This window comes from Zhihengliuella halotolerans, assembly GCF_004217565.1.
GTDB lineage: Bacteria > Actinomycetota > Actinomycetes > Actinomycetales > Micrococcaceae > Zhihengliuella > Zhihengliuella halotolerans.
Genome location: NZ_SHLA01000001.1, coordinates 904,423 through 925,964 on the forward strand (window position 1 = coordinate 904,423; position 21,542 = coordinate 925,964).

General features: G+C 68.2%; 22 protein-coding genes. 9 read left to right on the top strand and 13 right to left on the bottom strand.

What is annotated here, in order from left to right; all coding sequences use genetic code 11:
• Positions 1–36 precede the first annotated feature (36 nt).
• Genes EV380_RS04015 through EV380_RS04030 form a run of 4 tightly spaced genes read right to left on the bottom strand, consistent with a single transcriptional unit; the run spans position 37 to position 2,188 of the window.
• Complete coding sequence (locus EV380_RS04015; protein ID WP_130449517.1) at positions 37–573, bottom strand: P-loop NTPase family protein; 537 nt, start codon at positions 571–573, stop codon at positions 37–39.
• A 43-nt stretch (positions 574–616) separates the two neighbouring features.
• A complete protein-coding gene (locus EV380_RS04020) occupies positions 617–1,504 on the bottom strand; it encodes an SURF1 family cytochrome oxidase biogenesis protein (protein ID WP_102157514.1) in 888 nt (295 codons plus the stop codon).
• A gap of 4 nt (positions 1,505–1,508) precedes the next feature.
• Entirely contained in the window at positions 1,509–1,745 is a 237-nt protein-coding gene (locus EV380_RS04025; protein WP_102157515.1) for a hypothetical protein, read from the bottom strand.
• Positions 1,742–2,188 (bottom strand): DUF3099 domain-containing protein, encoded by a 447-nt coding sequence (locus tag EV380_RS04030; RefSeq protein WP_242607494.1) that lies wholly within the window; start codon positions 2,186–2,188, stop codon positions 1,742–1,744. The genes EV380_RS04025 and EV380_RS04030 overlap by 4 nt, the downstream gene beginning before the upstream one ends.
• A gap of 140 nt (positions 2,189–2,328) precedes the next feature.
• On the opposite strand from EV380_RS04030, the gene fabG reads away from it, so the two are divergent.
• On the top strand, positions 2,329–3,054 hold the full coding sequence (gene fabG / locus EV380_RS04035; protein ID WP_130449519.1) for a beta-ketoacyl-ACP reductase: 726 nt from the start codon (positions 2,329–2,331) through the stop codon (positions 3,052–3,054).
• A gap of 116 nt (positions 3,055–3,170) precedes the next feature.
• The gene (locus EV380_RS04040) at positions 3,171–3,944 is read left to right on the top strand and encodes an SDR family oxidoreductase (RefSeq protein WP_102157518.1); all 774 of its coding nucleotides are present in this window, start codon (positions 3,171–3,173) and stop codon (positions 3,942–3,944) included.
• A 121-nt stretch (positions 3,945–4,065) separates the two neighbouring features.
• Here the strand turns inward: EV380_RS04040 and EV380_RS04045 are convergent, their stop codons facing one another.
• The 3 genes from EV380_RS04045 to serB all read right to left on the bottom strand — a co-directional run bounded on the left by EV380_RS04045 (position 4,066) and on the right by serB (position 7,474).
• A complete protein-coding gene (locus EV380_RS04045) occupies positions 4,066–4,617 on the bottom strand; it encodes a GNAT family N-acetyltransferase (RefSeq protein WP_130449521.1) in 552 nt (183 codons plus the stop codon).
• A 42-nt stretch (positions 4,618–4,659) separates the two neighbouring features.
• The gene (locus EV380_RS04050; protein ID WP_130449522.1) at positions 4,660–6,369 is read right to left on the bottom strand and encodes a VanW family protein; all 1,710 of its coding nucleotides are present in this window, start codon (positions 6,367–6,369) and stop codon (positions 4,660–4,662) included.
• A 142-nt stretch (positions 6,370–6,511) separates the two neighbouring features.
• Positions 6,512–7,474 (bottom strand): phosphoserine phosphatase SerB, encoded by a 963-nt coding sequence (serB, locus tag EV380_RS04055; RefSeq protein ID WP_130449524.1) that lies wholly within the window; start codon positions 7,472–7,474, stop codon positions 6,512–6,514.
• Between the two features lie 109 nt (positions 7,475–7,583).
• Between serB and EV380_RS04060 the strand changes: the two genes are divergently transcribed.
• The 3 genes from EV380_RS04060 to EV380_RS04070 all read left to right on the top strand — a co-directional run bounded on the left by EV380_RS04060 (position 7,584) and on the right by EV380_RS04070 (position 10,042).
• A complete protein-coding gene (locus tag EV380_RS04060) occupies positions 7,584–8,381 on the top strand; it encodes an ABC transporter ATP-binding protein (RefSeq protein WP_130449526.1) in 798 nt (265 codons plus the stop codon).
• A gap of 18 nt (positions 8,382–8,399) precedes the next feature.
• Complete coding sequence (locus EV380_RS04065; RefSeq protein ID WP_130449528.1) at positions 8,400–9,218, top strand: sulfite exporter TauE/SafE family protein; 819 nt, start codon at positions 8,400–8,402, stop codon at positions 9,216–9,218.
• A 74-nt stretch (positions 9,219–9,292) separates the two neighbouring features.
• A complete protein-coding gene (locus tag EV380_RS04070) occupies positions 9,293–10,042 on the top strand; it encodes a TrmH family RNA methyltransferase (RefSeq protein ID WP_130452085.1) in 750 nt (249 codons plus the stop codon).
• Positions 10,043–10,124: 82 nt separating this feature from the next.
• Here EV380_RS04070 and EV380_RS04075 read toward each other — a convergent pair whose 3' ends face one another.
• Positions 10,125–11,543 carry an aminotransferase-like domain-containing protein gene (locus EV380_RS04075; RefSeq protein ID WP_130449530.1) on the bottom strand — a complete coding sequence of 473 codons (1,419 nt, stop codon included), beginning with the start codon at positions 11,541–11,543 and terminating at the stop codon, positions 10,125–10,127.
• Between EV380_RS04075 and EV380_RS04080 the strand changes: the two genes are divergently transcribed.
• The gene (locus EV380_RS04080) at positions 11,542–12,513 is read left to right on the top strand and encodes a DMT family transporter (protein WP_130449532.1); all 972 of its coding nucleotides are present in this window, start codon (positions 11,542–11,544) and stop codon (positions 12,511–12,513) included. The two genes, EV380_RS04075 and EV380_RS04080, sit on opposite strands and share 2 nt — an antisense overlap.
• 90 nt (positions 12,514–12,603) lie before the next feature.
• Here the strand turns inward: EV380_RS04080 and EV380_RS04085 are convergent, their stop codons facing one another.
• Positions 12,604–13,455, bottom strand: a complete 852-nt coding sequence (locus EV380_RS04085; protein ID WP_242607495.1) for an NAD(P)H-binding protein — start codon at positions 13,453–13,455, stop codon at positions 12,604–12,606.
• A gap of 50 nt (positions 13,456–13,505) precedes the next feature.
• Between EV380_RS04085 and EV380_RS04090 the strand changes: the two genes are divergently transcribed.
• Complete coding sequence (locus EV380_RS04090; protein ID WP_130449534.1) at positions 13,506–13,955, top strand: winged helix-turn-helix transcriptional regulator; 450 nt, start codon at positions 13,506–13,508, stop codon at positions 13,953–13,955.
• Here EV380_RS04090 and EV380_RS04095 read toward each other — a convergent pair.
• On the bottom strand, positions 13,924–14,361 hold the full coding sequence (locus tag EV380_RS04095; protein ID WP_130449536.1) for a VOC family protein: 438 nt from the start codon (positions 14,359–14,361) through the stop codon (positions 13,924–13,926). The genes EV380_RS04090 and EV380_RS04095 overlap by 32 nt on opposite strands.
• Before the next feature lie 179 nt (positions 14,362–14,540).
• Here EV380_RS04095 and EV380_RS04100 point away from each other — a divergent pair, with 179 nt between their 5' ends.
• Complete coding sequence (locus EV380_RS04100) at positions 14,541–14,798, top strand: type B 50S ribosomal protein L31 (RefSeq protein ID WP_102160971.1); 258 nt, start codon at positions 14,541–14,543, stop codon at positions 14,796–14,798.
• 94 nt (positions 14,799–14,892) lie between these two features.
• Positions 14,893–15,963 carry a lipoate-protein ligase LplAB gene (gene lplAB / locus EV380_RS04105; RefSeq protein ID WP_130449538.1) on the top strand — a complete coding sequence of 357 codons (1,071 nt, stop codon included), beginning with the start codon at positions 14,893–14,895 and terminating at the stop codon, positions 15,961–15,963.
• A gap of 55 nt (positions 15,964–16,018) precedes the next feature.
• On the opposite strand, the gene pepN is transcribed toward lplAB, so the two are convergent.
• The 3 genes from pepN to glgC form a co-directional block, all read right to left on the bottom strand.
• A complete protein-coding gene (gene pepN / locus EV380_RS04110) occupies positions 16,019–18,643 on the bottom strand; it encodes an aminopeptidase N (protein WP_130449540.1) in 2,625 nt (874 codons plus the stop codon).
• Between the two features lie 68 nt (positions 18,644–18,711).
• Positions 18,712–20,232 (bottom strand): SDR family oxidoreductase, encoded by a 1,521-nt coding sequence (locus EV380_RS04115; RefSeq protein ID WP_102160962.1) that lies wholly within the window; start codon positions 20,230–20,232, stop codon positions 18,712–18,714.
• Between the two features lie 36 nt (positions 20,233–20,268).
• Positions 20,269–21,537, bottom strand: coding sequence for a glucose-1-phosphate adenylyltransferase (gene glgC, locus EV380_RS04120; protein WP_180967412.1), 1,269 nt, complete (start codon positions 21,535–21,537; stop codon positions 20,269–20,271).
• Positions 21,538–21,542 lie beyond the last annotated feature (5 nt).

Genomic DNA, 21,542 nt, shown 5'->3' on the forward strand with positions numbered 1-21,542 from the left:
GGTGGCTCTCGGAAATCTCCGGGGCCACCGGCTCTTCTACTTTTCAGGACCACTGGCAAAGTGCTCGATGATCCTCTGCGCGGTCTTTGCTGGAACATCGGACGTGGTGTCGAACCGTGCCTCGTAGGGTGCGGCGTCGATCAGTCGCTCCTGGAGTCCCGAGGCGCGTTCGAGATGCCACTGAAGATGACCTGCCCGCTGCGGCGAGTACCGGCGTCGAAGCCGATGGAACACCGTCCGCCGGTCCGCGACGAGAAGGACGGGACGGATAGCGACACTCAACGCGTCCGAGTAGCGGTGCAGATCTTCTTTGCTCTCGATGACACCGCTGATCACGAGGCGTCGCGGTCCGACGGTCCGGTAGTTGCGCCAGACGGCAGCCATATTCTCGAGTTCGATGAGAGCGTTGCCGTGCATCGCGTGCGCTGGCGGCCACGATCTGTGGAACCAGTCCACGTCCATGAGGGCGAACGGCCGGGCGGACCCTTCCAGACGGTCGCCGATATGGTCTAGAACTGAAGTCTTGCCCACTCCGTAGGTGCCGTTGATGAAGATGGCGAAGTCGTCGGTCATCTCTCGATGGTAGGCGGCGGTGGCACCACCAGAAGCGCTGCGGCTACTTCTCCCGTTCGAGCGCGTCGAGGTAAGCGTCCTCGAGTTCCTCGTCGGTCGGCTGTCCATCGCGCCGCGGCGCCTGCTTCTTGCGTGGCGCACGGTAGGCCGAGTGCTTGATCTCGATGCCGGCGGCCGCGGCTTTCGCCGCTTCCTCCCGGTCTTCCCGGTTGATGCGCGCCTGTTGCCGGGCCGCCCAGACGAGCGCGACGAAGCCGAGGACGCCGAACGCGAACCACTGCATCGAGTAGGAGAGGTGGTTGCCCTCCTCGAGCACGGGCCGCTCGAGGGCCTGGGGGACCTCGGCGGCGGCCGGCGTCTCGCGGGCCATGACGCCGTAGGCGCCCTCGGCCACGTCGAATCCGAGCACCTCCGAGACATGCGGGAGGTCGATCGAGGCGACCTGTCCGGCCGGGGCATCGCGGTTGAGCGTCGGCTCGGCCGGGCGCAGGCGGGCCACGACCTCTGTCCGCCCCTGCGGCGGTTCCGGCACGACGTCGGGCCGGCCGGCGTGCTCGTTGCCGATCGGCAACCAGCCGCGGTTGATCACTACGACGTCACCGGACTCGGTGCGGAACGGCACCAGGACTTCGTAACCCGGGCGCCCGCCCAGTGGGCGGTTGCGCACTACCAGGGTGTCGTCGGTCAGGTATTCGCCGTCGAGGCGGACCGGCGTCCAGGCCCTCTGCGCTGGCAGTTCGTCGAACAGCGGCGCGGCGTCCGCGTAGGCGACGGGCTCGGCGTCGTAGTTGTTCTCGACGATCTGGTTGGCGGCGCGGGCCTCGTCGAGGCGGTTCATCTGCCAGTTTCCGAGCCAGGTGCAGGCGGCGGCGAAGACGCAGACGAGCAACAGCCACCCGAACCAGCGGGTGCTCACGAGAAAGCGGTACACGGCGTTACTGTTCCTTCGCCTCGAACGGGACGGTTTCTTTCCACAGCCCGCGCTGGGTCAGGTAGTCCTGCAGCCAGTCGCGGTGCTCCCCGCACGCCAGCCACTGTTTGCGGCGATCTGGCGTGTGGATGCGGGGGTTGTTCCAGAGGACGGACCACTCGGCCCGGGCGCGGCAGCCCTTGCGCGAGCACGTGGGGGCCTCCGGTCCGCTCTCGCCGGCGAGTTGGCTGAAGAGGCTCACTGGCCGTCCTCCTTGGTCTTCGGTGGTGGTGGCGTGGCAGGGTCGTCATCGAGCTCGCCCTCGAGGGTGACGGGTCCATCGTCTTCTGGGGCAGGCCCGGCGTCGATTCCGGCGTAGGGCGCGTGGTCAATCAGGCTGGAGGCCGGCTGGTCGCGGTAGTGGTCCTTGCCGGCGCCGTTGGCGATGACGACGGCGACCCACGGCAGCAGGATGGCCCCGGAGAGGCAAACCCAGACCAGCCAAGAGTCGAGGAAGAAGAACGCGGCGATGAAGCAGGCCACACGGATGCCCATGGTCAGGGTGTACTTGAACATGCGCGAATGCACGTCCGCGGTGTGGGACTCCTCGGCGTCCGTGATTTTGTGCACGCCGCCGGAGCCGTCCCGCGCCGAACGCGGGCGGGAGCCGGCGTCGTCGAATCCGGAATCAGTTGAATCGTGCATATTTCTTTCCCACGGGAGCTCCTTTCATTGTCTCACCGACTGGGCCGCTCGCAGAATCCGGGTGGTCGCCGGATAGGATGGCCCAGAATCATTGAACGTGGTCCGCGGGTACTCCCGCGGCGACCCGATGGAGGTAATTCATGTCTGACGCGACGGCCCACGAGCCGCGCTCCGTCCTCGTCACCGGCGGCAACCGGGGGATCGGCCTCGCGATTGCACGGGCCTTCGAGGCCAACGGCGACAAGGTGGCCATCACCTACCGCAGCGGCGAGGTGCCCGAGGGCCTGCTCGGCGTCACGGCGGACGTGACCGATGCCGCATCGATCGACGAGGCATTCTCTGCGGTCGAAGCCGAGCACGGCCCCGTCGAGGTCCTCGTGGCCAACGCCGGCGTCACTCGCGACACGCTGCTCATGCGGATGAGCGAGGAGGACTTCACGTCCGTCATCGACACCAACCTCACGGGCGCGTTCCGCGTGATCAAGCGCGCGACGAAGGGCATGATCCGCCTGCGGAAGGGCCGTGTCGTGCTCATCTCCTCAGTCGTGGGCCTCTACGGTTCGCCGGGGCAGGTCAACTACGCCGCGTCGAAGGCCGGCCTGGTCGGCATCGCGCGATCGCTGACGCGCGAGCTGGGCGGCCGCGGCATCACGGCCAACGTCGTGGCGCCCGGCTTCATCAACACCGACATGACGGCCGCTCTGCCCGAGGAGACGCAGAAGAACTACAAGGCCTCGATTCCGGCCAACCGGTTCGCGGAGCCGGACGAGGTGGCGAACGTCGTCCGCTGGGTCGCCAGCGACGAGGCCGCCTACATCTCCGGCGCGGTCATCCCGGTCGACGGCGGACTCGGCATGGGCCACTAACCTTAGAGGTTTCCTACAACGGCGGGGTTGTCCGGGGCTGGCAAAATAGTCACGGGCGCCCGTCGTTGCGGCGCAGGATTTGAAGCTTTCCCACAAATGTACGAAGAGGAGCCAGCATGAGCGAGACGACGGCAGCGACCGATCTCAGCGGTAAGACGGCCATTGTGACCGGGTCTTCCCGCGGCATCGGCGCCGAGACGGCCAAGCTTTTGGCCGCCGCCGGCGCCAACGTCGTGGTGAACTACCGGCAGAAGGCGCCGCGCGCGAACAAGGTCGTCGCGGCGATCGAAGAGGCCGGTGGCAAGGCCGTTGCGGTGGGTGCCGACCTGACCGACGGCGGCGCGCAGGCGCTCGTCGACGCGGCCGTGGAGAACTTCGGCGGGGTCGACATCCTCGTCCTGAACGCCTCCGGGGGCATGGAGTCAGGCCTCGGTGAGGATTACGCGCTGCGCCTGAACCGCGACGCCCAGGTCAACATGCTCGAGGCCGCGGCCGCCGTCATGAAGCCGGGTGGCCGCGTCGTGTTCGTCACGAGCCACCAGGCCCACTTCATCGACACGGTCCCGACCATGGACGCCTATGTCCCGGTTGCGAAGTCCAAGCGGGCCGGCGAGGTCGCTCTGCGCGAGCGCCTGCCGATGCTCGAGGAGAAGGGCGTGACGTTCGTCGTCGTCTCTGGCGACATGATCGAGGGCACCATCACGGCGACGCTGCTGGATCGCTCGACGCCGGGTGCGATCGAGGCGCGCCGCGAGGCCGCCGGCAAGCTCTACTCGGTTGAGGAGTTCGCCGCCGAGGTCGCCGCCATGGTCGGCGCCGACGTCGAGCACGGCCACACGGAGTACGTCGGCGGCGCCGAGGACTTCCTCGCCGCGGGCGGCCGGGCCTAGGCGCCAGCACGACGACGGCGGGGCGCCGGCAGCAGGTTCACTCCTGCTGCCGGCGCCCCGCCTTTTTCGTCTCGTGGATCGCGCCGACAACTGGGCTGAGCCCGCTGTAGTGGCGCCGGTCTCAGCCCAGTTGACGGCGGTGCCGGAGTTCGTGGAGGCCGTTTGCGCCGCCGGCCGCCCCGGTCTTCCCCGTTCCGTCCGCGTGCCACCCGTGACGCTCGTAGAACTCTACGGCTCGCGAATTTCCGCGGAGGACCCAGAGGTAGGCGGCCTCGAACCGTGCAGCGAGCAGTTCCTGTTCCACATCCACCAGCAGAGCGTGCCCGACCCGTCGCCCCCAGTGCAGCGGATGTACGTAGAACCCCGCCAATTCACCGAGGTGGGCCGCGCCTTCATCGCGCCCGGCGCCGAATCCGGCCCAGCCAACGATGCGTGCGCCGGTTTCCGCGACGAGCAGCCGGTGCGAGACGGGTGACGAATCGTCCGTCGGCTCACCGGCAGCGGAAGCAGTTAGCCACCGTGACCAGGATCTCGTCCGTCGGGAGACGTCGAGGCCATCGAGCACGTCATCGGGGAGGAGGCCCCGATAGGCGGCTTGCCAAGCTGCGATGTGCACCCGAGCGATCCCTTCGGCATCGTCGAGCGTGGCCCAGCGGGTCATCACGTTTCGCATGGACGAATGCTATCGGAGGTGCTGATCCGCACCCGGGAACGGCTACTTGTCGTCGTCGCCGGGAGGCGGGCCGCAGACGACCTTGTGCCATGGCGCGTACGTCCAAGTCAGAGTCTCCTTGGGCAGTGTCTCGCTGGCGGAGGTACGGGTGCGGGTGTTGTTGACGGTGAAGCCCTTCTCGCCACCGGACTCCGGGACGCATTCGTCGGCCTCGTTGTACTTCGTCTCCGGGTCGGTCAGGTTGTAATGCTTGCTAGTGCTGGTCTTCACGTCCCAGTGCTTCGTGCCCCACAGCCGCGTGTAGACGCGGTCCTGGCCGACCCAGGCCTGGATCATGACCGCGGTGTCGGTGTTGTTCTTCCACTTCATGTCGATCTGGCCCTCCCAGAGGGTCGCCTCGCGCCCGGCGGGGTAGCGGTCGAACCAGCGGGTGTGCGGGCGGTGCTCGACGTCGTCGTATCCGGCGAGCCAGCCGACGTTGAACATCTGCGTGGAGATCTGGGACAGGCCGCCGCCGAGCGCCGTCGTCGAGAAACCGGACTCGACGACGCCTGATTCGAAGTATCCGTTCTCCTTGGTGATCGGGGCGAGGACGCCAATGAGCGAGAACGTCTCCCCGGGCTTGACGATGACGCCGTTGAGCTTGCGCTGGCCAGCCTTGAGGTTCTGGGTGCGCACCGAATCGTATTTCGGGTAGGGGGTCGAGAACGTGAGGATTTCTTCGTCGATGCCCCAGGCTTCGGCATCCTTGGTCGTGAATTCCGGCTCGGTGACCTCGGCCTCGGCTGAGACTGAACGCTCCTGCGTGTTGGCGGCGGCGACGATTTTCTCGCCTAGGCCCTTGGGGGAGACTCGCAGGCCGGTCTTGGAGGGAATGATCTTGGGCTTGCCGTCCTCGAGAACGACGCGCGCCTCGCGCGGTTCCACTCCGAGGTCGGAGTTGTCCTTGCCGAGGGACTCGACGATCTCCTCGGCGTCGAGCTCCAGGTCGACGCTGCCGTTCTCCGCAGTGAACGTCGCGGCGCCCGCGAGTAGCTCGGGGGAGAGCTTCGCCGAGTGCCCCTCGGCGCGCACGGTCACCGTGTCGGCGACGAGCGGCTCGGCCAGGTTCTCCACCGCGCGGTCGAACTCTTCGGCGGGCACGTCCACGGGGTCTGTGGTCGTGGGCAACTCGATGGTGGAGGCGGGGTCGAACCAGCGCTCGACGACGGTGCCGAAGGCGGCGTCCTGCGCGACCTTCTCACCGGGAACCGGTTCCGTGACGGCGGGCTCGACGCCGTCGAACTCGAGGGTGCCCTCAGTCGGGGCGACGTCGAGCGTCTCGGCCGCGGCCTTGAGGGCCGCCGCCAGTTTGGTTTCGTCGACGGTCAGCTCGGGCGCGACCTCCGAGCCGCCCACGACGTGCTGCCACAGCTTGACGGGGTCGAGCGTGAACCCGGCGTAGCCGGACACCGTCGACTCCAGGTCGATGCCGAGGCCTGCGTCCGCGGGGTCGATCGACGCGCTCTCGCCGTCAACGGCGACGTCGAACGGCTGCTCCGCCAAGGGCCCGAGCTCCGCGGTGAGCTTCTCTAGGGCTTCGTCGTTGCTGAGGCCGCCGACGGCGACCCCGTGCACGGTGGTGTCGTGGGGGATCTGGCCGACCAGGGCGTACGCGGTTCCGGCGTAGCCGCCCGCGAGCACGAGGGCGAGGGATCCGCCGATGATCCAGCCCTTGGCGGCGCGGGAGAGTCCCTTTTTTGATGTGGTCACGTGCTTCGAATGCTTTCCGGTATGAGGCCAGGGCGGCCGGACGGACCGACCACGCAATAGTACTCAAGGGTAGCGGCGATTCCGGGGGCCGCCGTCCCCGCCGCGCGCCCGGCGCGAGGTTGTTATCGTTTCGTGCCGCGGCCTACAGCCCCGCGTACACGCCGAGCACGTCGAGCCGGGGCAGGTCGATCCTCGCGTCGGCCTCGCTGGCCAGGGCCTGTTTCGCGCAGTAGGCGACGCCGAGCCCGCTCGCGCGCACCATGTCGAGGTCGTTGGCGCCGTCGCCCGCCGCGATGGTCGCCTCCAGCGGGAGGCCGAGTTCCTCGGCCCACTGGCGCAGATAGCGTTCCTTGGCGGCCCGGTCGACGACCTCGCCCGCAACGCGCCCGGTCAGCTTGCCGTCGGCGATCTCCAGATCGTTGGCGACGGCGAAGTCCAGGCCCAGCTCGTCGGCCAGCGGCCGTAGGATCTGGATGAAACCGCCGGAGACGACGCCGATTCGGTGCCCTCCGGACCGCAGGGTGCGGACGAGGTCGCGGGCACCGGGGGAGAGCAGGATCCGCTCGCGCACCGCGTCGATCACGCTCGCGTCGAGCCCGGCCAGTGCCTCGACCCGTGCGTGCAGGCTCTGGGCGAAGTCCAGCTCGCCGCGCATCGCGGCCTCGGTCACCGCCGCGACTTCGGCTTCGCGGCCGGCGTGAGCGGCCAGCATCTCGATGACCTCCTGCTGGATGAGCGTCGAGTCGACGTCCATGACGAGCAGCTTCGTGGGCGCCTGCATCAGCGACGCCGGCACGACGGCGACGCTCTCGCCCGTCCGTGCGCTCTCGCCCCACGCCTCGGGTGCGGGCACGCCGGCCTGTGCCAGAGCAGCGGCGACGGCGCTGCGCAGAGCCTCGACGTCGCCGTCCTCCACCGCGAGCCGAACGCCCGTGTAGCCGATCCCCGGGGCGTGGGTGGCGTCGTCGTGCACCTGCGGCCCCGTCAGGGGGCGGGAGTCGACGACGGTTCCCAGGTGGGAGACGGTGGCGATGAGCGCCCCGGTCGTGAGCGCCGGGGCGGTGTCGGCGCGGTGGATGTGGACGACGTAGGCGGTGATCTGCATGCCTTAGATTTTCCGTCGGGCGGCTCCGGGAGGCAAAAGGCGGGCAGATCATGACGGTTACCGCACGTCGTTTGGTCGATTCGGCGTGCGCTGGCCTAGTGTTTTCCTCATGAGTGACGTGTTGGATTTTGCCGCGGTCACGGTCGTCCGCGGCGGTAAGCGACTGCTGGATGCTGTCGACTGGGAGATTCGCGAAGGCGAACGGTGGGTGGTGCTGGGGCCGAACGGCGCCGGGAAGACCACTCTGATGCAGATCGCGGGAACGCGGATGCACCCGTCGAGCGGCACCGCCTCGATGCTGGGCGAGACCATGGGCCGGGTCGACGTGTTCGAGCTGCGCCCGCTGATCGGCCTCTCGTCGGCGGCGCTCGCGAATCAGATCCCCGGGCACGAGACCGTGCTCAACGTCGTCGTCACCGCCGCCTACGGGACCACGGGCCGCTGGCGCGAGGAGTACGAGAAGATGGACGAGCGGCGCGCGTTCGCCCTGCTGCACGACTGGGGGATGTCCACCCTGATCAACCGCGAGTTTGCGTCCCTCAGCGAGGGGGAACGCAAGCGAGTTCAGATCGCGCGTGCGCTGATGACGGATCCCGAACTGCTGATCCTCGACGAGCCGGCCGCCGGACTCGACCTGGGCGGTCGCGAGGACCTCGTCAAGCGCCTCTCGTTGCTCGCCGCCGATGAGGCCGCGCCGGCCGTCGTGCTCGTGACCCACCACCTCGAAGAGATCCCGCCGGGCTTCACCCACGTGCTCATGCTGCGCGAGGGCGCCGTCGTCGCGTCCGGCCCGCTCCGCGAGACGCTGACCGAGGCCAACTTGGCGGCGACGTTCGATGCCGACCTGAAGCTCATCGCCAACGGCGGGCGCTACACCGCCGTCGCGCGCGACTCCCACGCCGTGTAGCGGCGCCGGCTTCCCTCCATGGCGGATCTCTCCCTCTGGGACTTCTGGCGCGAGGCGCTGATCCTGTTCTCCGGCCTGTGGGCCGGCACGATCAACACGATCGTCGGTTCGGGCTCGCTCGTGACCTTCCCCGTGCTCGTTGCGCTCGGCACGGCGCCGGTGAACGCGATCGTCTCCAACGCCATGGGCCTGGTCGCCGGCGGCTTCTCCGGCGCGTGGGGGTATCGGCGCGAGGCGCGCTCCGTCTCCAAGACGCTGTTGCGCCTGCTGCCTGTCTCGCTCGTGGGCGGCCTGGTGGGCGCGTACCTGCTGCTGCACCTGCCGGAGTCGGTGTTCGACGTCGTCGCCCCCGCCCTGATCATCGTCGCCGTCCTGCTGGTCGCGTTCCAGCCGCGCCTGTCGGCGTGGGCGAAGAAGCGCCAGGGGGCCGAGCACGTGCACCCCGAGATGGCGGACAGGCAGCGGCTGCCGGTGGTGCTCTATGTTCTCGTCTTCATCACCGGCGTCTACGGCGGCTACTTCACCGCCGCCCAGGGGGTGCTGCTCATGGGCATCCTCGGGGTCTTCTTCCACGGCAGCCTGCAGCAGTCCAACGCGATCAAGGTGATCCTCTCCCTCGGCGTGAACTTGATCGCGGCGATCTCCTACCTGCTCTTCGCGTTCGAGCGCATCGACTGGGTCATCGTCGTGCTCATCGCCGCCGGCTCCCTCGTCGGCGGGTTCGTTGGCGCGAAGATCGGTCGGCGCCTCTCGCCGGCCTGGCTGCGCGGCGTGATCATCGTGCTCGGTTGCCTGGCCCTGGTGAACCTGCTGGCGAGGCTGGTGAACGGCTCGTGATCGTGGACCTCACCCCGGCGGACGGCGCCGCCTACGATCCGGCCTCCGACCCGCGCGTAGCCGACTACCTCGCGATGTCGGACGCGGCACTGCGGCAGGTCGCCGACCCGGCGGCCGGGCGCTACATCGCCGAATCGACCACCGTGGTCCGCCGCGCGATCGCCGCCGGGCACACGCCCCGCAGCTTCTTCCTGGCCCGCAAGCACGTGCCCGCGCTCGCAGATCTGTTGGAGCAGTTCGACGACGTCCCCGCCTACGTGGGCGAGCCCGAGCTGCTCGAGGCCATCGCCGGGTTCCACCTGCACCGCGGTGCGCTCGCCGCCATGCAGCGGCCGGCGGCGCTCGACCTCGGCACCGTCCTGCAGGACGCGCGCCGCATCGCGATCCTCGAGGACATCGCCGACCACACGAACGTCGGCGCGATCTTCCGCTCCGCTGCGGCGCTCGGGATCGACGCCGTGCTCATCACACCGCGCTGCGCCGATCCGCTCTACCGGCGGGCGATCCGCGTCTCCATGGGCACGGTCTTCCAGATCCCGTGGGTGCGGCTTGGGGTGTGGCACGACGCTGTCGCGCACCTTCGAGCTGCCGGGTTCACCCTGGCGGCCCTCGAAGTCACCGACGAGGCCCTGCCCGTCGACGACGTCGCCGCCCAGAACCACGAGAAGCTCGCCCTGATCCTGGGCACGGAGGGGGCGGGTGTCTCGGCCGCCGCGCTCGCCAACTCCGACCTGCAGGTCGTGATACCTATGGCCGCCGGCGTCGACTCGCTCAACGTGGCTGCCGCGTCGGCCGTCGCCTTCTGGGAGCTGCGCGCGCGATAGGAAATCGGTTGGAGCCGCAGCGGGTCGGCTGAGGCTAGCGGCCGTGTCCGCTGACCCCTGTGTGATCTTCGGATCCCACGGGTCACTCCTTCGTGGAGGAGTGTGCCAGTGCCTCGCCGATGATCCGTGCGCCGTCAGGAAACGCGCCGGGGTTGGGGCCGGAGTAATTGAGTCGAAGGTACCGGCCCGTCGGCTCAGCGGGGAACCACTCGTCACCGGCAGCGACGATGACGCCTTGGCTCTCGCAGGCACGGACCAGCTGGGGGAGGTCTGCGGCGTCCGGGAGACGGAGCCAGAGGTTCAACCCGCCGTGGGGAACTAATTCCAGGTGGGCGCTTGGCACGTGCTCTCTGAGTGCAGCGACGAGCAGATCACGGCGAGAAGCGAGCTGGTGCCGGAGCGAGCGTAGATGCGTCCGCCATGCCGGCTGGGTGACGACGTCGAGTGCGACGGTCTGCAGCGCTCCGCTGACGTACATCGACTGGGCCTGCGTGTCGGCGAGGATGCGATCCCGTGCGGGACCACGCGCGATCAGCCCTGCCACTCGAACAGAGGGGGAGACGCTCTTGGTCAGCGAGCGGAGGTAGACAACGTGCCCGGAGTCGTCCCGGGCAGCTAGCGGTATCGGGTCGGCGCTGATTCCGAAGTCGTGGGCCCAATCGTCCTCGATCAGGAACGCGCCGTTCTCGCGTACGACGTCGAGCACGGCTGCCGCGCGATCGGGCAGCCACTGCGCCCCGGAGGGGTTGGCGAAGTTGGGTTGCGCGTAGAACGCGCGTGCGCCGGTCTGCGCAAACGCGCGTGCCACGTCGTCGGGGTCGGGGCCCTGCGGACCGCTGGGTAGTGGAACCAGCTCGACGCCGACCTGAGCGGCGGCTAGGATCGCGCCCCAGTAGCTCGGGGATTCGATCAGCATGGGCTTTCCTGGTCCGACGAGCGTGCGGAACAGTGTACTCAGCCCGGTCTGGCTGCCTGGCAGGATCACCACGTCGCTCGCGGCCGGTGAGGCGAGTCCCACAGATGTCACCCGGCCAAGTTCTGCGGCGAACCAGGACTGAAGATCGGGCAGCCCTGCGGCGGGAGGACGGCTCACTGCAGCCTCGCTGCGTCCGATGCGGGCAAACGAGGCCCGTACCAAACGCTCTGGCAACAGCTCCTTGTCCGGGTAACCGGAGTGCAGCGAGATTACGTCGTTGGGCGCCGTCCGCAGGGCGGCCGAGATGTGCGGTAGCCGCTGTTGCGGCGACCCCAAAGCCGTCGTCTGCCAGCCGTAGTCATGCGGACGGGTCGTGCGGTCCGTGCGAACGAACGTACCGACTCCCGGTTGGGATTCAACGATGCCCTGTTCCGCGAGCTTGCGTAGGGCTTTTTGCACCGTCACCGGGCTCGCCTCGTACTGGGCGACCAGCGCCCGAGTCGACGGCAGTTGCGCACCCGCGGGAGCGGAAGAGATCCAGCCCCGCAGCTCGGTCACGATCCGCTCACTGCTACTGTGGTTCATGAATATCAATAGTACCGCTACTCGACTTTCGCGACTACCGCTATCCCGGCCGCATGCTGGACTGTGGTGGGGCCTAATCGGTGTCGCTGCTTTCTCGTTTACTGTCCCGTTCACGCGTGTCGCCGTCGAGAACGGGCATATGTCGCCGTTGTTCGTCGGCTCCGGCCGGGCAGCGGTCGCCGCGTTCCTCGCGGTCGCCGCGCTCTGGTTCACTCGGCAGAAACGGCCGCGTGGGAAGCAGTGGTTGCAGGTTGCCGTAGTTGCTGGAGGCGTCGTGGTCGGGTTCCCGCTGCTGACTTCGTTTGCCTTGACCACCGCGCCAGCGAGTCATGGGGCTGTCGTGATCGCCCTCCTTCCCGCCGCGACCGCAGTGTTTGCGGTGCTGCGCGCAGGGGAACGCCCCGTCCGGTCGTTTTGGATTGCTGCCGGAATCGGCGCGGTCGCAGCGGTCGCCTTCGCTGTGATCCAGGGCGGCGGGCTGGCGACGATGCACTGGTCTGAACTGCTGCTGTTCGCTGCTGTCATCGTCTGCGCGATCGGATACGCCGAGGGCGGGCTTCTTTCTCGTTCGCTGGGTTCGTGGCAGACGATCTCCTGGGCGCTCGTGCTCGCCGCCCCGTTGATGTTCGTCCTGACCGGCGTTGCGGTCATCCAGCAGCCACCCACGGGTGGTGCGATCGAGTGGGGCGCGTTTGCCTACCTCGCTGCTGTGAGCATGTTCTTTGGGTTTTTCGCTTGGTACCGAGGGTTGGCCCTCGGCCCGATGGCACACGTGAGCCAGGTCCAGCTCATCCAGCCGGTGATGAGCATTGGTTGGGCCGCCCTACTTCTCCATGAGCAGATCGACTGGTCCACAGCGCTCGGCGGCATGACCGTCATCGGTTGCGCACTTCTGGCTGTTCGTACCCGTGCTGGTGGGAGAAAACATGAGTCAAAGGCGGGCCCTTCGCGACCGTCCAGTCGAGGATGAGATGCGGTTCGTTGGATTCCCCGAATCCTGGCCCAGGCTCATCAGGCGTCACTACGTGCGTCTCCACTGGCACAGTGGTACCGGCTGCGGTCACCCTGGCCGGGTTGATATGGCAGAAGCAGCAGCTGCTTCGAGTCCGTTGCCGGGTTCGTGTCCGAGTATGTCTGCGAGGTCTGGGTGGTGGCCGGCGAGCATGTTGTGGCGGATGGAGCTCGCGATGCTGGTGAGCATGGGTGGCTGGAACGGTTGCATCCCCGGTGTGTCCAGGAGACCTCGTCTGTACTCGTCTAAGGACAGCTCTTGAACAGGAGCGGCGAGCTCGTTGGCGATGTCGAGGACGGCGAACGGCGGACCGGTCAGCTCGTGGACGCGCGACACGTGGCCTGGAGGATCAGCGGCGACGAGAGCCGCCGCGAGAGCCAGGTCATCGCGTGTCGGTGCGGCGATTGAACCGGCGCCGAACGGCGAGACGAGGTGCGCCTCTTCCCATGAAAGCAATGCCCCGACGAGTTCCGCATACAGGCCATTGCGCAGGATCGTCCAGCGCATGCCGCTGTTGCGCAGCAGTCGCTCCGTGGCCCGGTGAGCCAAGGCGAAGGCGAGGTGGTCGCCGGCGCCGACCAGACTGGTGTAAACGACGTGCCCGACGCCGTCGCGGCGCGCGGCCTCGAGAACTGTCGAATGACGGTGAACGACCACGTCGTCCTCGGCGTAGCCCGCCGAGACGAGAACCAGCGTGTCGACGCCGGTCAAGTCCAGTGTTGCGGGCACGTCGAAGTCCAGGGCGCGGTCGTGTTCGTCCGGGGAACGACTCCCGCCTACCGCATCAGCGCCGAGTGCGTGCAGGTGAGTGACGATTCGGCTGGCGAGTTGGCCGCTGGCGCCGGTTACTAGGATCATGAGTACTCCGGTCTGGTTCTCTTCGGTAACCGTGCCGGTCACCGGACTACATCCTCTTGCCCGGTGCCAGGGCTCCACAAGGAGGCACTTCCATGTCAGTGACGAACACCGGTGTAACCAGTACCGCGAGCGACGGGGCGGCAACTCTGGAACCGTGTGGGCAGGAGAACCACGAGGACTGCGGCATTCGCGATGTCCTGGATCGGGTCGGCGACAAGTGGTCGGTGCTGGTGATCGTCGAGCTCGCATCCGGTCCGCGGCGATTCCGTGAGTTGCAACGCGCGATCGACGGGATCTCTCAGCGGATGCTCACGCTGACCGTTCGCCGACTCGAACGCGACGGCCTTGTCTTGCGAACGGTTTATCCGACGGTCCCCGCCCAAGTTGACTACCGGCTGACGGAGACGGGAGCGAGCCTGACCCACCTGGTCAAGGCGCTTGCCGACTGGTCCCTGGCCCATCGCGACGTCATCGCCAATTCGCGAGCCGCCTATGACGCTCGGTCCGCGGTCAGCCCTTCGTCAAGTCTTCCGCGAGCATGACCAGGATGCCGCTGGGCCCGCGGAGGTAGGTCAGCCTGTAGACGTCCTGATAGGTGGCCACGCCACGCAGAGGATGGCATCCGTGCTTCGCGGCGATCTCCAGGGCGGCGTCGATGTCGTCGACGGAGAAGGCGACGCGGTGCATGCCGACCTCGTTCGGGAGCGTCGGTTCGGTTTCGACCGCGTCCGGGTGGATGTACTCGAAGAGCTCGATCTTGCCCTGCTCGTCGGGGGTCGCCAGGAGGGCGATTTTGGCATGGTTGCCGTCGAGCCCGACAGCAGTGTCCGCCCAGTCGCCGCTGATCGTGTCCCGGCCGAGCACCGTCAGGCCCAGATCGGTGAAAAAGGCGATCGTCGCCTCCAGGTCGCGGACCGCGATGCCGACATTCTCCAGTTTGATGGCCATGCCCGCATCGTATCGACGCGGGGGCCGGGGATCCAGAGCGCGCCGCGGCGGGAATCCGGCGGCTTTTGGGGGTCCGGAGCGCGATGGGCTAGGATGATGTGTCGGTCTGCTTCCGTGTGGACCCACCTCATCAAATCAGCCGCTGGCAAAATCCAGTGGCGCAGAGAAAAGGTTTATTCATGAAGGCAAACACGCACCCCGAGTACGCCCCCGTCGTCTTCCACGACCTGGCGTCCGGCGAGAAGTACCTGACCCGTTCCACCACGTCTTCCGAGAAGACCATCGAGTGGGAGGACGGCAACACCTACCCGGTCATCGACGTCGAGATCTCCGCCGCCTCGCACCCGTTCTACACGGGCAAGCAGCGCATCATGGACTCCGCCGGCCGCGTGGAGCGCTTCAACGCTCGCTTCAAGAACTTCGGCGGCAAGAAGTAGTCGACTGCTTCACCGCCCACGAAGGGCCCACTCCGTTTCGGAGTGGGCCCTTCGTCTTTAACCGGTGAGGCCGCATGGTTCTAGGATTGGACACATGAGTTCGCAAGCGCAGGCACATCACGGCGAGTACAAGGTCGTCGGCGGGAAACTGGTCGTCGCCGACCTGACCGTGGAGGACGGGACGATCACCGCCGCCAACATCAACGGAGACTTCTTCCTCGAACCCGACGAGGCGCTCGAGGACCTCAACGCCGCACTGACGGGGCTGCCGGCCGACTCGACGCACGGGACGCTGCGCGACGCCGTCGTACACGGACTGCGCGACGGGGCCGAGATGATCGGGTTCGACGCCGCCGCGGTCGCCATCGCGGTGCGCCGCGCCCTCGGCCACGCGAGCACATGGGCCGACCACGAGTGGGAGATCCTGCCGCCGCTGGACCTGCCGATCGCCACGAACGTCGCGCTCGACGAAGTGATCACGCGTGATGTGGCGGCCGGACGACGGCGGCCGACCCTGCGGCTGTGGGACTGGTCCGAGCGGGCCGTGGTGATCGGCAGCTTCCAGTCGCTGCGCAACGAAGTCGACCCCGAGGCGGCCGCCGAGCACGACGTGACGGTCATGCGGAGGATCTCCGGCGGCGGCGCCATGTTCATGGAGGCCGGCAACTGCATCACGTACTCCCTCTGCGTTCCGGTCTCGCTCGTCGACGGGCTGAGCTTCGCCGACTCGTATCCATTCCTCGATGCCTGGGTCATGGAGGCGTTGGGGCGGGTCGGCATCGACGCGCACTACAAGCCGCTCAACGACATCGCCACCGAACACGGGAAGATCGGCGGCGCGGCCCAGAAGCGCCTGGCCGGCGGCGGGCTGCTGCACCACGTGACGATGAGCTACGACATCGACGCCGACAAGATGATGCAGGTGCTGCGCATCGGCCGGGAGAAGATCTCCGACAAGGGGATCGCGAGCGCGAAGAAGCGCGTCGACCCGCTCAAGCGGCAGGCGGGACGCAGCCGGGCGGAGATCTTCGAGGTCATGATGACCGTCTTCGCTGAGCGCTACGGGGCCCGGCGCGGCGAGCTCGACGCGGACACCATCGCGCGGGCCGAGGAACTCGCGCGGGAGAAGTTCCTGACCGACGAGTGGCTCCAGCGGGTGCCATGACCATGAAAACGGCCGCCGGGCGGATCCCGGCGGCCGTTTCTGCGCGTTGGGCAGGCTAGAGGGCGGCGGCCTGCGCCGACAGGGTGCGCTCCAGCGTGTCCGTCTGCTCGAGCATGATGCGGCGCAGCGCGGCCGGCGCGTCCCCGTGCCGCGCGAGCCAGTCGCGGGCCTTCACCAGGACCGGGTGTGCGTCGACGCCGTCCGCGGCGACGTCCTGGGCGCCCGGGAACAGCCCCTCGACGGTGCGCGTCGCCAGCCCGATGCTCAAGCGGGCCCAGATGTCCTCCAGGCAGTCCCAGTACTCGGCGTAGTAGCCGTCGATGAGTTCGTGCGAGCCGAGACGGAATCCGGCCGCCGTCGCGCTGAGCACGTCGTTCGAGAGCACTGCCGCGTCCTCGCCGCGCCCGGTCATCACGGCGCGGAACGCGGCCGCCTTGACCTCCGGTTCGGGTCGCGCGGCCGAGGCGAGCGCGTGCGCCACCGTGGCGACGGCGCTCGGGGCCGCGCCGAGGGCCGCGTCGATCTCGGCCTGGTCGGCGCGCCCGCGGGCCGCGCGGGCCTGCACGAGGGCCCAGCGCAGCTGCTCGTCGACCTCGAGCCCTTCGACGCTCACGCGACCCGCCAGCAGCCCGTCGAGGGTCGCGTCGACGTCGTGTGACACGGCGGACGAGCGGCCCAGCCGGGCCAGCGCGCGGGCGAACGCCAGTTGATGATCCGATCCCGGGTGGGAAGCGTGCGTGAGCCCCAGCACGGTGTCGGCGAGCCGGGCGAATGCCGCGTCACGTTGTCCGGGTGGGGCGAACCGCTCGAGCGCGGCCTGTGCCTGCTCGAGCAGCAGCTGCACGACCCCGACCTCGCGCACGCCGGGCGCCATGCGGGCCACCGCGTCGGCGAAACGCGTCGCCGGGAGCGCCGCGTCGCGCACCAAGTTCCACAGCGCAGCCCACACGGTGGCCTGCGCGAGCGGCTCGCCGAGCTCGTCGAGCCGGGCGAGCAGCGTTTCGAGACTTCCGGAATCGAAGCGGACCTTCGCGTAGGTCAGGTCCTCGTCGTTGGGGAGCACGACGGCGGGGCGCGGCTTCCCGACCAGTTCCGGCAGCTCGGCGCGGTCCCCGGTGAGCTCGACGGCGAAGCCGCCCGTGCGCTCGAGCCGGCCCGCGACGACGTCGAACGTGCCGACGCGCAGCACGTGCGGGCGCAGCACGGGCTCGCCCGTGACGGGATCCGCAGCCTCCTGGACGATGGACGCGGAGGTGACCACGCCGTCGTCGTCCGTGGCGACGTCGACCCCGATCACGGGCACACCGGCGGTCTTCAGCCAGGCGTCGGACCAGCTGGCCATGTCGCGGCCGGAGGCCTCCCCGAGGACCGCGAGGAAGTCGTCGAGGGTCGTGTTGCCGTAGGCGTGGGCGGCGAAGTACGCGCGGGAGGCGGCGAAGAACGCGTCCTCGCCGACGTAGGCGGCCAGCTGCTTGAGCACGGCCGCGCCCTTGGCGTACGTGATGCCGTCGAAGTTCTGTTTGGCGGCGTCGACATCGGGGATATCGGCGACGATCGGGTGCGTTGTGGGCAACTGGTCCTGCACGTACGCCCAGGCCTTGCGCCGGTTCGCGAAGGTCACCCAGGGCTGGCCGAGGTCGGTCGCGCGGTCCACGGCGTATGTGCCCATGAAGTCGGCGAAGGACTCCTTGAGCCAGAGGTCGTCCCACCACTCCATGGTCACGAGGTCCCCGAACCACATGTGCGCCATCTCGTGCATGATCGTGTTGGCGCGGCCCTCGTAGTGCGCGGCCGTGGCCCGGGAGGTGAAGACATAAGCCTCGGTGAAGGTCACGAGGCCGGGATTCTCCATGGCGCCGAGGTTGTATTCGGGCACGAAGGCCTGGTCGTACTTTCCCCACGGGTACGGGTAGGCGAAGAGTCGGTGGAAGAGGTCGAGGCCGCGTTTGGTGACGTCGAAGATTTGCTCGGGATCGAAGTCGACGGCGAGCGAGGCGCGGCACGTGGCGCCGAGCGGGATGGTCAGGGTCGTGCCGTCGTCGAGCGTGCCGGTCCACTCGTCCGTGACGTGGTGGTACGGGCCGGCGAGCAGGGCGGTGATGTACGTGGACATCCGGCGGGTGCGTGCGAAGTGCCAGGTGGCGGTGCCGTCGCCCTGGTCGTCGATCCTGATCGATGCCCCGTTGGAGGCGACGTGCCAGGTGGCGGGGGCGGTGATCTTGACGTCGAAGGGCGCCTTGAGGTCGGGCTGTTCGAAGTTCGCGAAGACGCGCCTGGCGTCGGCCGGTTCGTACTGCGTATAGAGGTAGGTCTGCCCGTCCGCCGGGTCGACGTAGCGGTGCAGGCCCTCACCGCTCGTCGAGTAGAGACCGCGGCCGGTGACGACGACGGTGTTCTCGGCCGCGAGACCCGGCAGGAGGATGCGGTGCTCGCCGACGACCTCGGCCACATCGAGTTCCTCGCCGTTGAGGAGGACCGAATCGACGCCGCCGTGCAGGAAGTCGAGGAACGTCGTCGCCCCCGGTACGGCCGCCTTGAACGTCAGCGTCGTGCGCGAGCCGAACGTCGTGGCGTCCTGATCGGCCGCACGAGAGACGTCGAGCTCGAGCCGGTAGGTCAGATCGGAGATGAGGCCGGCCCGCTCGGCCGCTTCGTTGCGCGTCAGATTCTTCGAGTCCACACGCACATTAGATCATGAAAGAACCGTTTGATAATAGTGCGGCGGCACATGATGTGAGGGTTGACGGCCTACCACGGGGACGGCTTGTAGTCCTTGAGGAAGCACCCGTACAGATCCTGGCCGGCCTCTCCGGCGATCACCGGGTGGTAGACACGAGCCGCGCCGTCGACGAGGTCCAGCGGGGCGTGCCAGCCGTCGCCAGCGTGGCGCATCTTGTCATCGTGCGGGCGCTCGTCGGTGATCCAGCCGGTGTCGACGGCGGTCATCAGGATGCCGTCCGAGGTGAGCATCTCCTCGGCGCTCGTGCGGGTGAGCATGTTGAGCCCGGCCTTGGCCATGTTGGTGTGCGGGTGCCCGGGCCCCTTGTACCGGCGCGAGAACTGGCCCTCCATGGCGGAGACATTCACGATGTACTTACGCCGGGCCGCCGAGGCGGCCATCGCGGGGCGCAGACGGCTCGCGAGCAGGAACGGAGCCGTCACGTTGCAGAGCTGGACCTCGAGCAGCTCGAGCGGGTCGACCTGACCGAGGACCTGGGTCCAGCTGTTCTCGTCGCCGAGGTCGGGCACGAGCCCGCCGGCATCGATCGCCGATCCGGCGGCGATCCGCTCGAGGGAGGCCGAACCGGCCGTCATGGCGAGTCGGGCCAGTTCGGCCGGGTCCATGGCCTCGGTTGCGGTGAGTTCGCCCGCGGTCAGGTCGAAGGCCGCTGCGAGCGCCCGCGGGTGGGATTGCGGCGCGTGGCCCGTGCCGACGACCTCGGGACCGCCTGCGGCCTGCGAGAGCTCGGGCGGCAGCGGCATCGACTCGTTCTCCACGAGGTGCCGGTAGGCCCCGGCGGTGCGGCGCACGGTCTGCGCGGCGTTGTTGATCAGGATGTCGAGGGGACCGGCGGCCGCGACCTGGTCGGCCAGGGCGATCACTCGACCGGGATCGCGCAGGTCGATGCCCACGATCTTGAGCCGGTGCAGCCAGTCGGCGCTGTCCTCGACGGCGGCGAAGCGGCGGGCCGCGTCGTGGGGGAACCGGGTCGTGATCGTCGTGTGGGCGCCGTCGCGTAGCAGTCTGAGGGCAATGTGCATGCCGATCTTGGCGCGGCCGCCCGTGAGCAGGGCGCGCCGCCCAGTGAGGTCGGTGCGTGCGTCGCGCCAGGAACGGCCCTCGGCGGCGCACTCGGGGCAGAGCGCGTGGTGGAAAGCGTCGACCTTGGTGAAGGAGCGCTTGCAGACGTAGCAGCCGCGCGGGCGAACGTAGTGGCCGTTCGACTCGCCGTCCGCTCCGGGGGAGAGATGCAGACCCTGGGTCTCGTCGTCGAGCCGGTCGCGCGAGCCGGTGGCTGTGCGCTCGACGGCGGCGCGGTCGGCGTCCTGCACGGCCTTGCGCGCCTGGGCCCGGCGGTAGCGCTTGACCTGTTTGAACATGCGCGCGGTGGCATCGCGGACGGCGACGAACGTCTCGTCGCGATCACTGAGCGTGTGCACGGAGTCGAGCACGCGCAGGCAGGCGGCCAGATCGGCATCGGAGATCGGGGCCTCAGTGGCCTCGGAGTCTTCGGAAGGGGCGGGGGAGTGCAGGGAAGCTTCGCTCATGACGGTAGAACTTTACCGTCACGAGCGAAGCAGCCCCTAAACGGCGTGCTCCGGTACCGGCACGTCGACGGGCACGGTCTGCCCCTTGCTGAGCACGGTGAGTCCGGAGTCGGTCACGAGGAAGCCGCGCGAGCGGTCCAGGTCGTGGTCGACTCCGATCTGCGCCCCCGCGGGGACCACGCTGTTCTTGTCTAGGATCGCCCGGTGCACCACGGCACCTTCCCCGACGTGAACGTTGTCGAGCAGGACGGAGTCGGTGACCTGAGCGCCGGCGAGGACCGTCGCGTCTCCGGAGAGCACGGAGTGCTGCACCGTGCCGCCCGAGACCACGACGCCGGCGGCCAGCAGCGAGTCGTGGGCGGTGCCCGGGACGCCGTCCTTGCCGCGCACGAGCTTCGCGGGCGGCGACGCGTTCTGCCGCGTGAAGATCGGCCACTCCCCGTTGTAGAGGTCGAACGCGGGCACGGGCTCGAGCAGATCCATGTGGCAGTCGTAGTAGGAGTCGAGCGTGCCGACGTCGCGCCAGTAGCGGGTGCCCTCGGACGCCTCGCCCGGCACCGGATTCTTGGAGAAGTCGTACACCGCGCAGTCGTCGCGGGAGACGAATTCGGGAATGATGTCGCCACCCATGTCGTGGGCGGTGTTTTCCTTTTCACTGTCCGCAGTCAATGCTTCGATCAAGGCGTCTTTGGTGAAGATGTAATTGCCCATCGACGCCAGGAACATTGACGGATCGTCGTCGAGTCCCGCCGTCGTCTCCGGCTTTTCAACGAAACCCGAGATCTTACGCGGATCGCTTTCATTGAGCTCAATCACGCCGAATTGATTCGCGAGGGCCAGCGGCTGGCGGACCGCGGCCACCGAGACCGAGACACCCGCCTCGATGTGGGCCTCGAGCATCGCCGAGAAGTCCATCCGGTACACGTGGTCGGCACCGACGACGAGCACGTAGTCGGGGTTCGCATCGTGGATCAGGTTCAGCGACTGGAAGATGGCGTTCGCCGACCCGAGAAACCACTGCTTGCCCAGCCGCTGCTGGGCGGGGACGGAGGCGACGTAGTTGCCGAGGTGGGTCGACATCCGCCACGTTTCGGAGATGTGACGGTCAAGGGAATGCGACTTGTACTGGGTGAGAACAACGACCTGCCGGTACCCGGAGTTCACGACATTCGACAGCGCGAAATCGACGAGCCGGTATCCGCCCGCGAACGGGACCGCGGGTTTAGCCCGGTCCACAGTCAGGGGCATCAGACGCTTGCCCTCTCCTCCGGCCAGGACGACGGCCAGGACCTTACATTTCGGCATCGGCA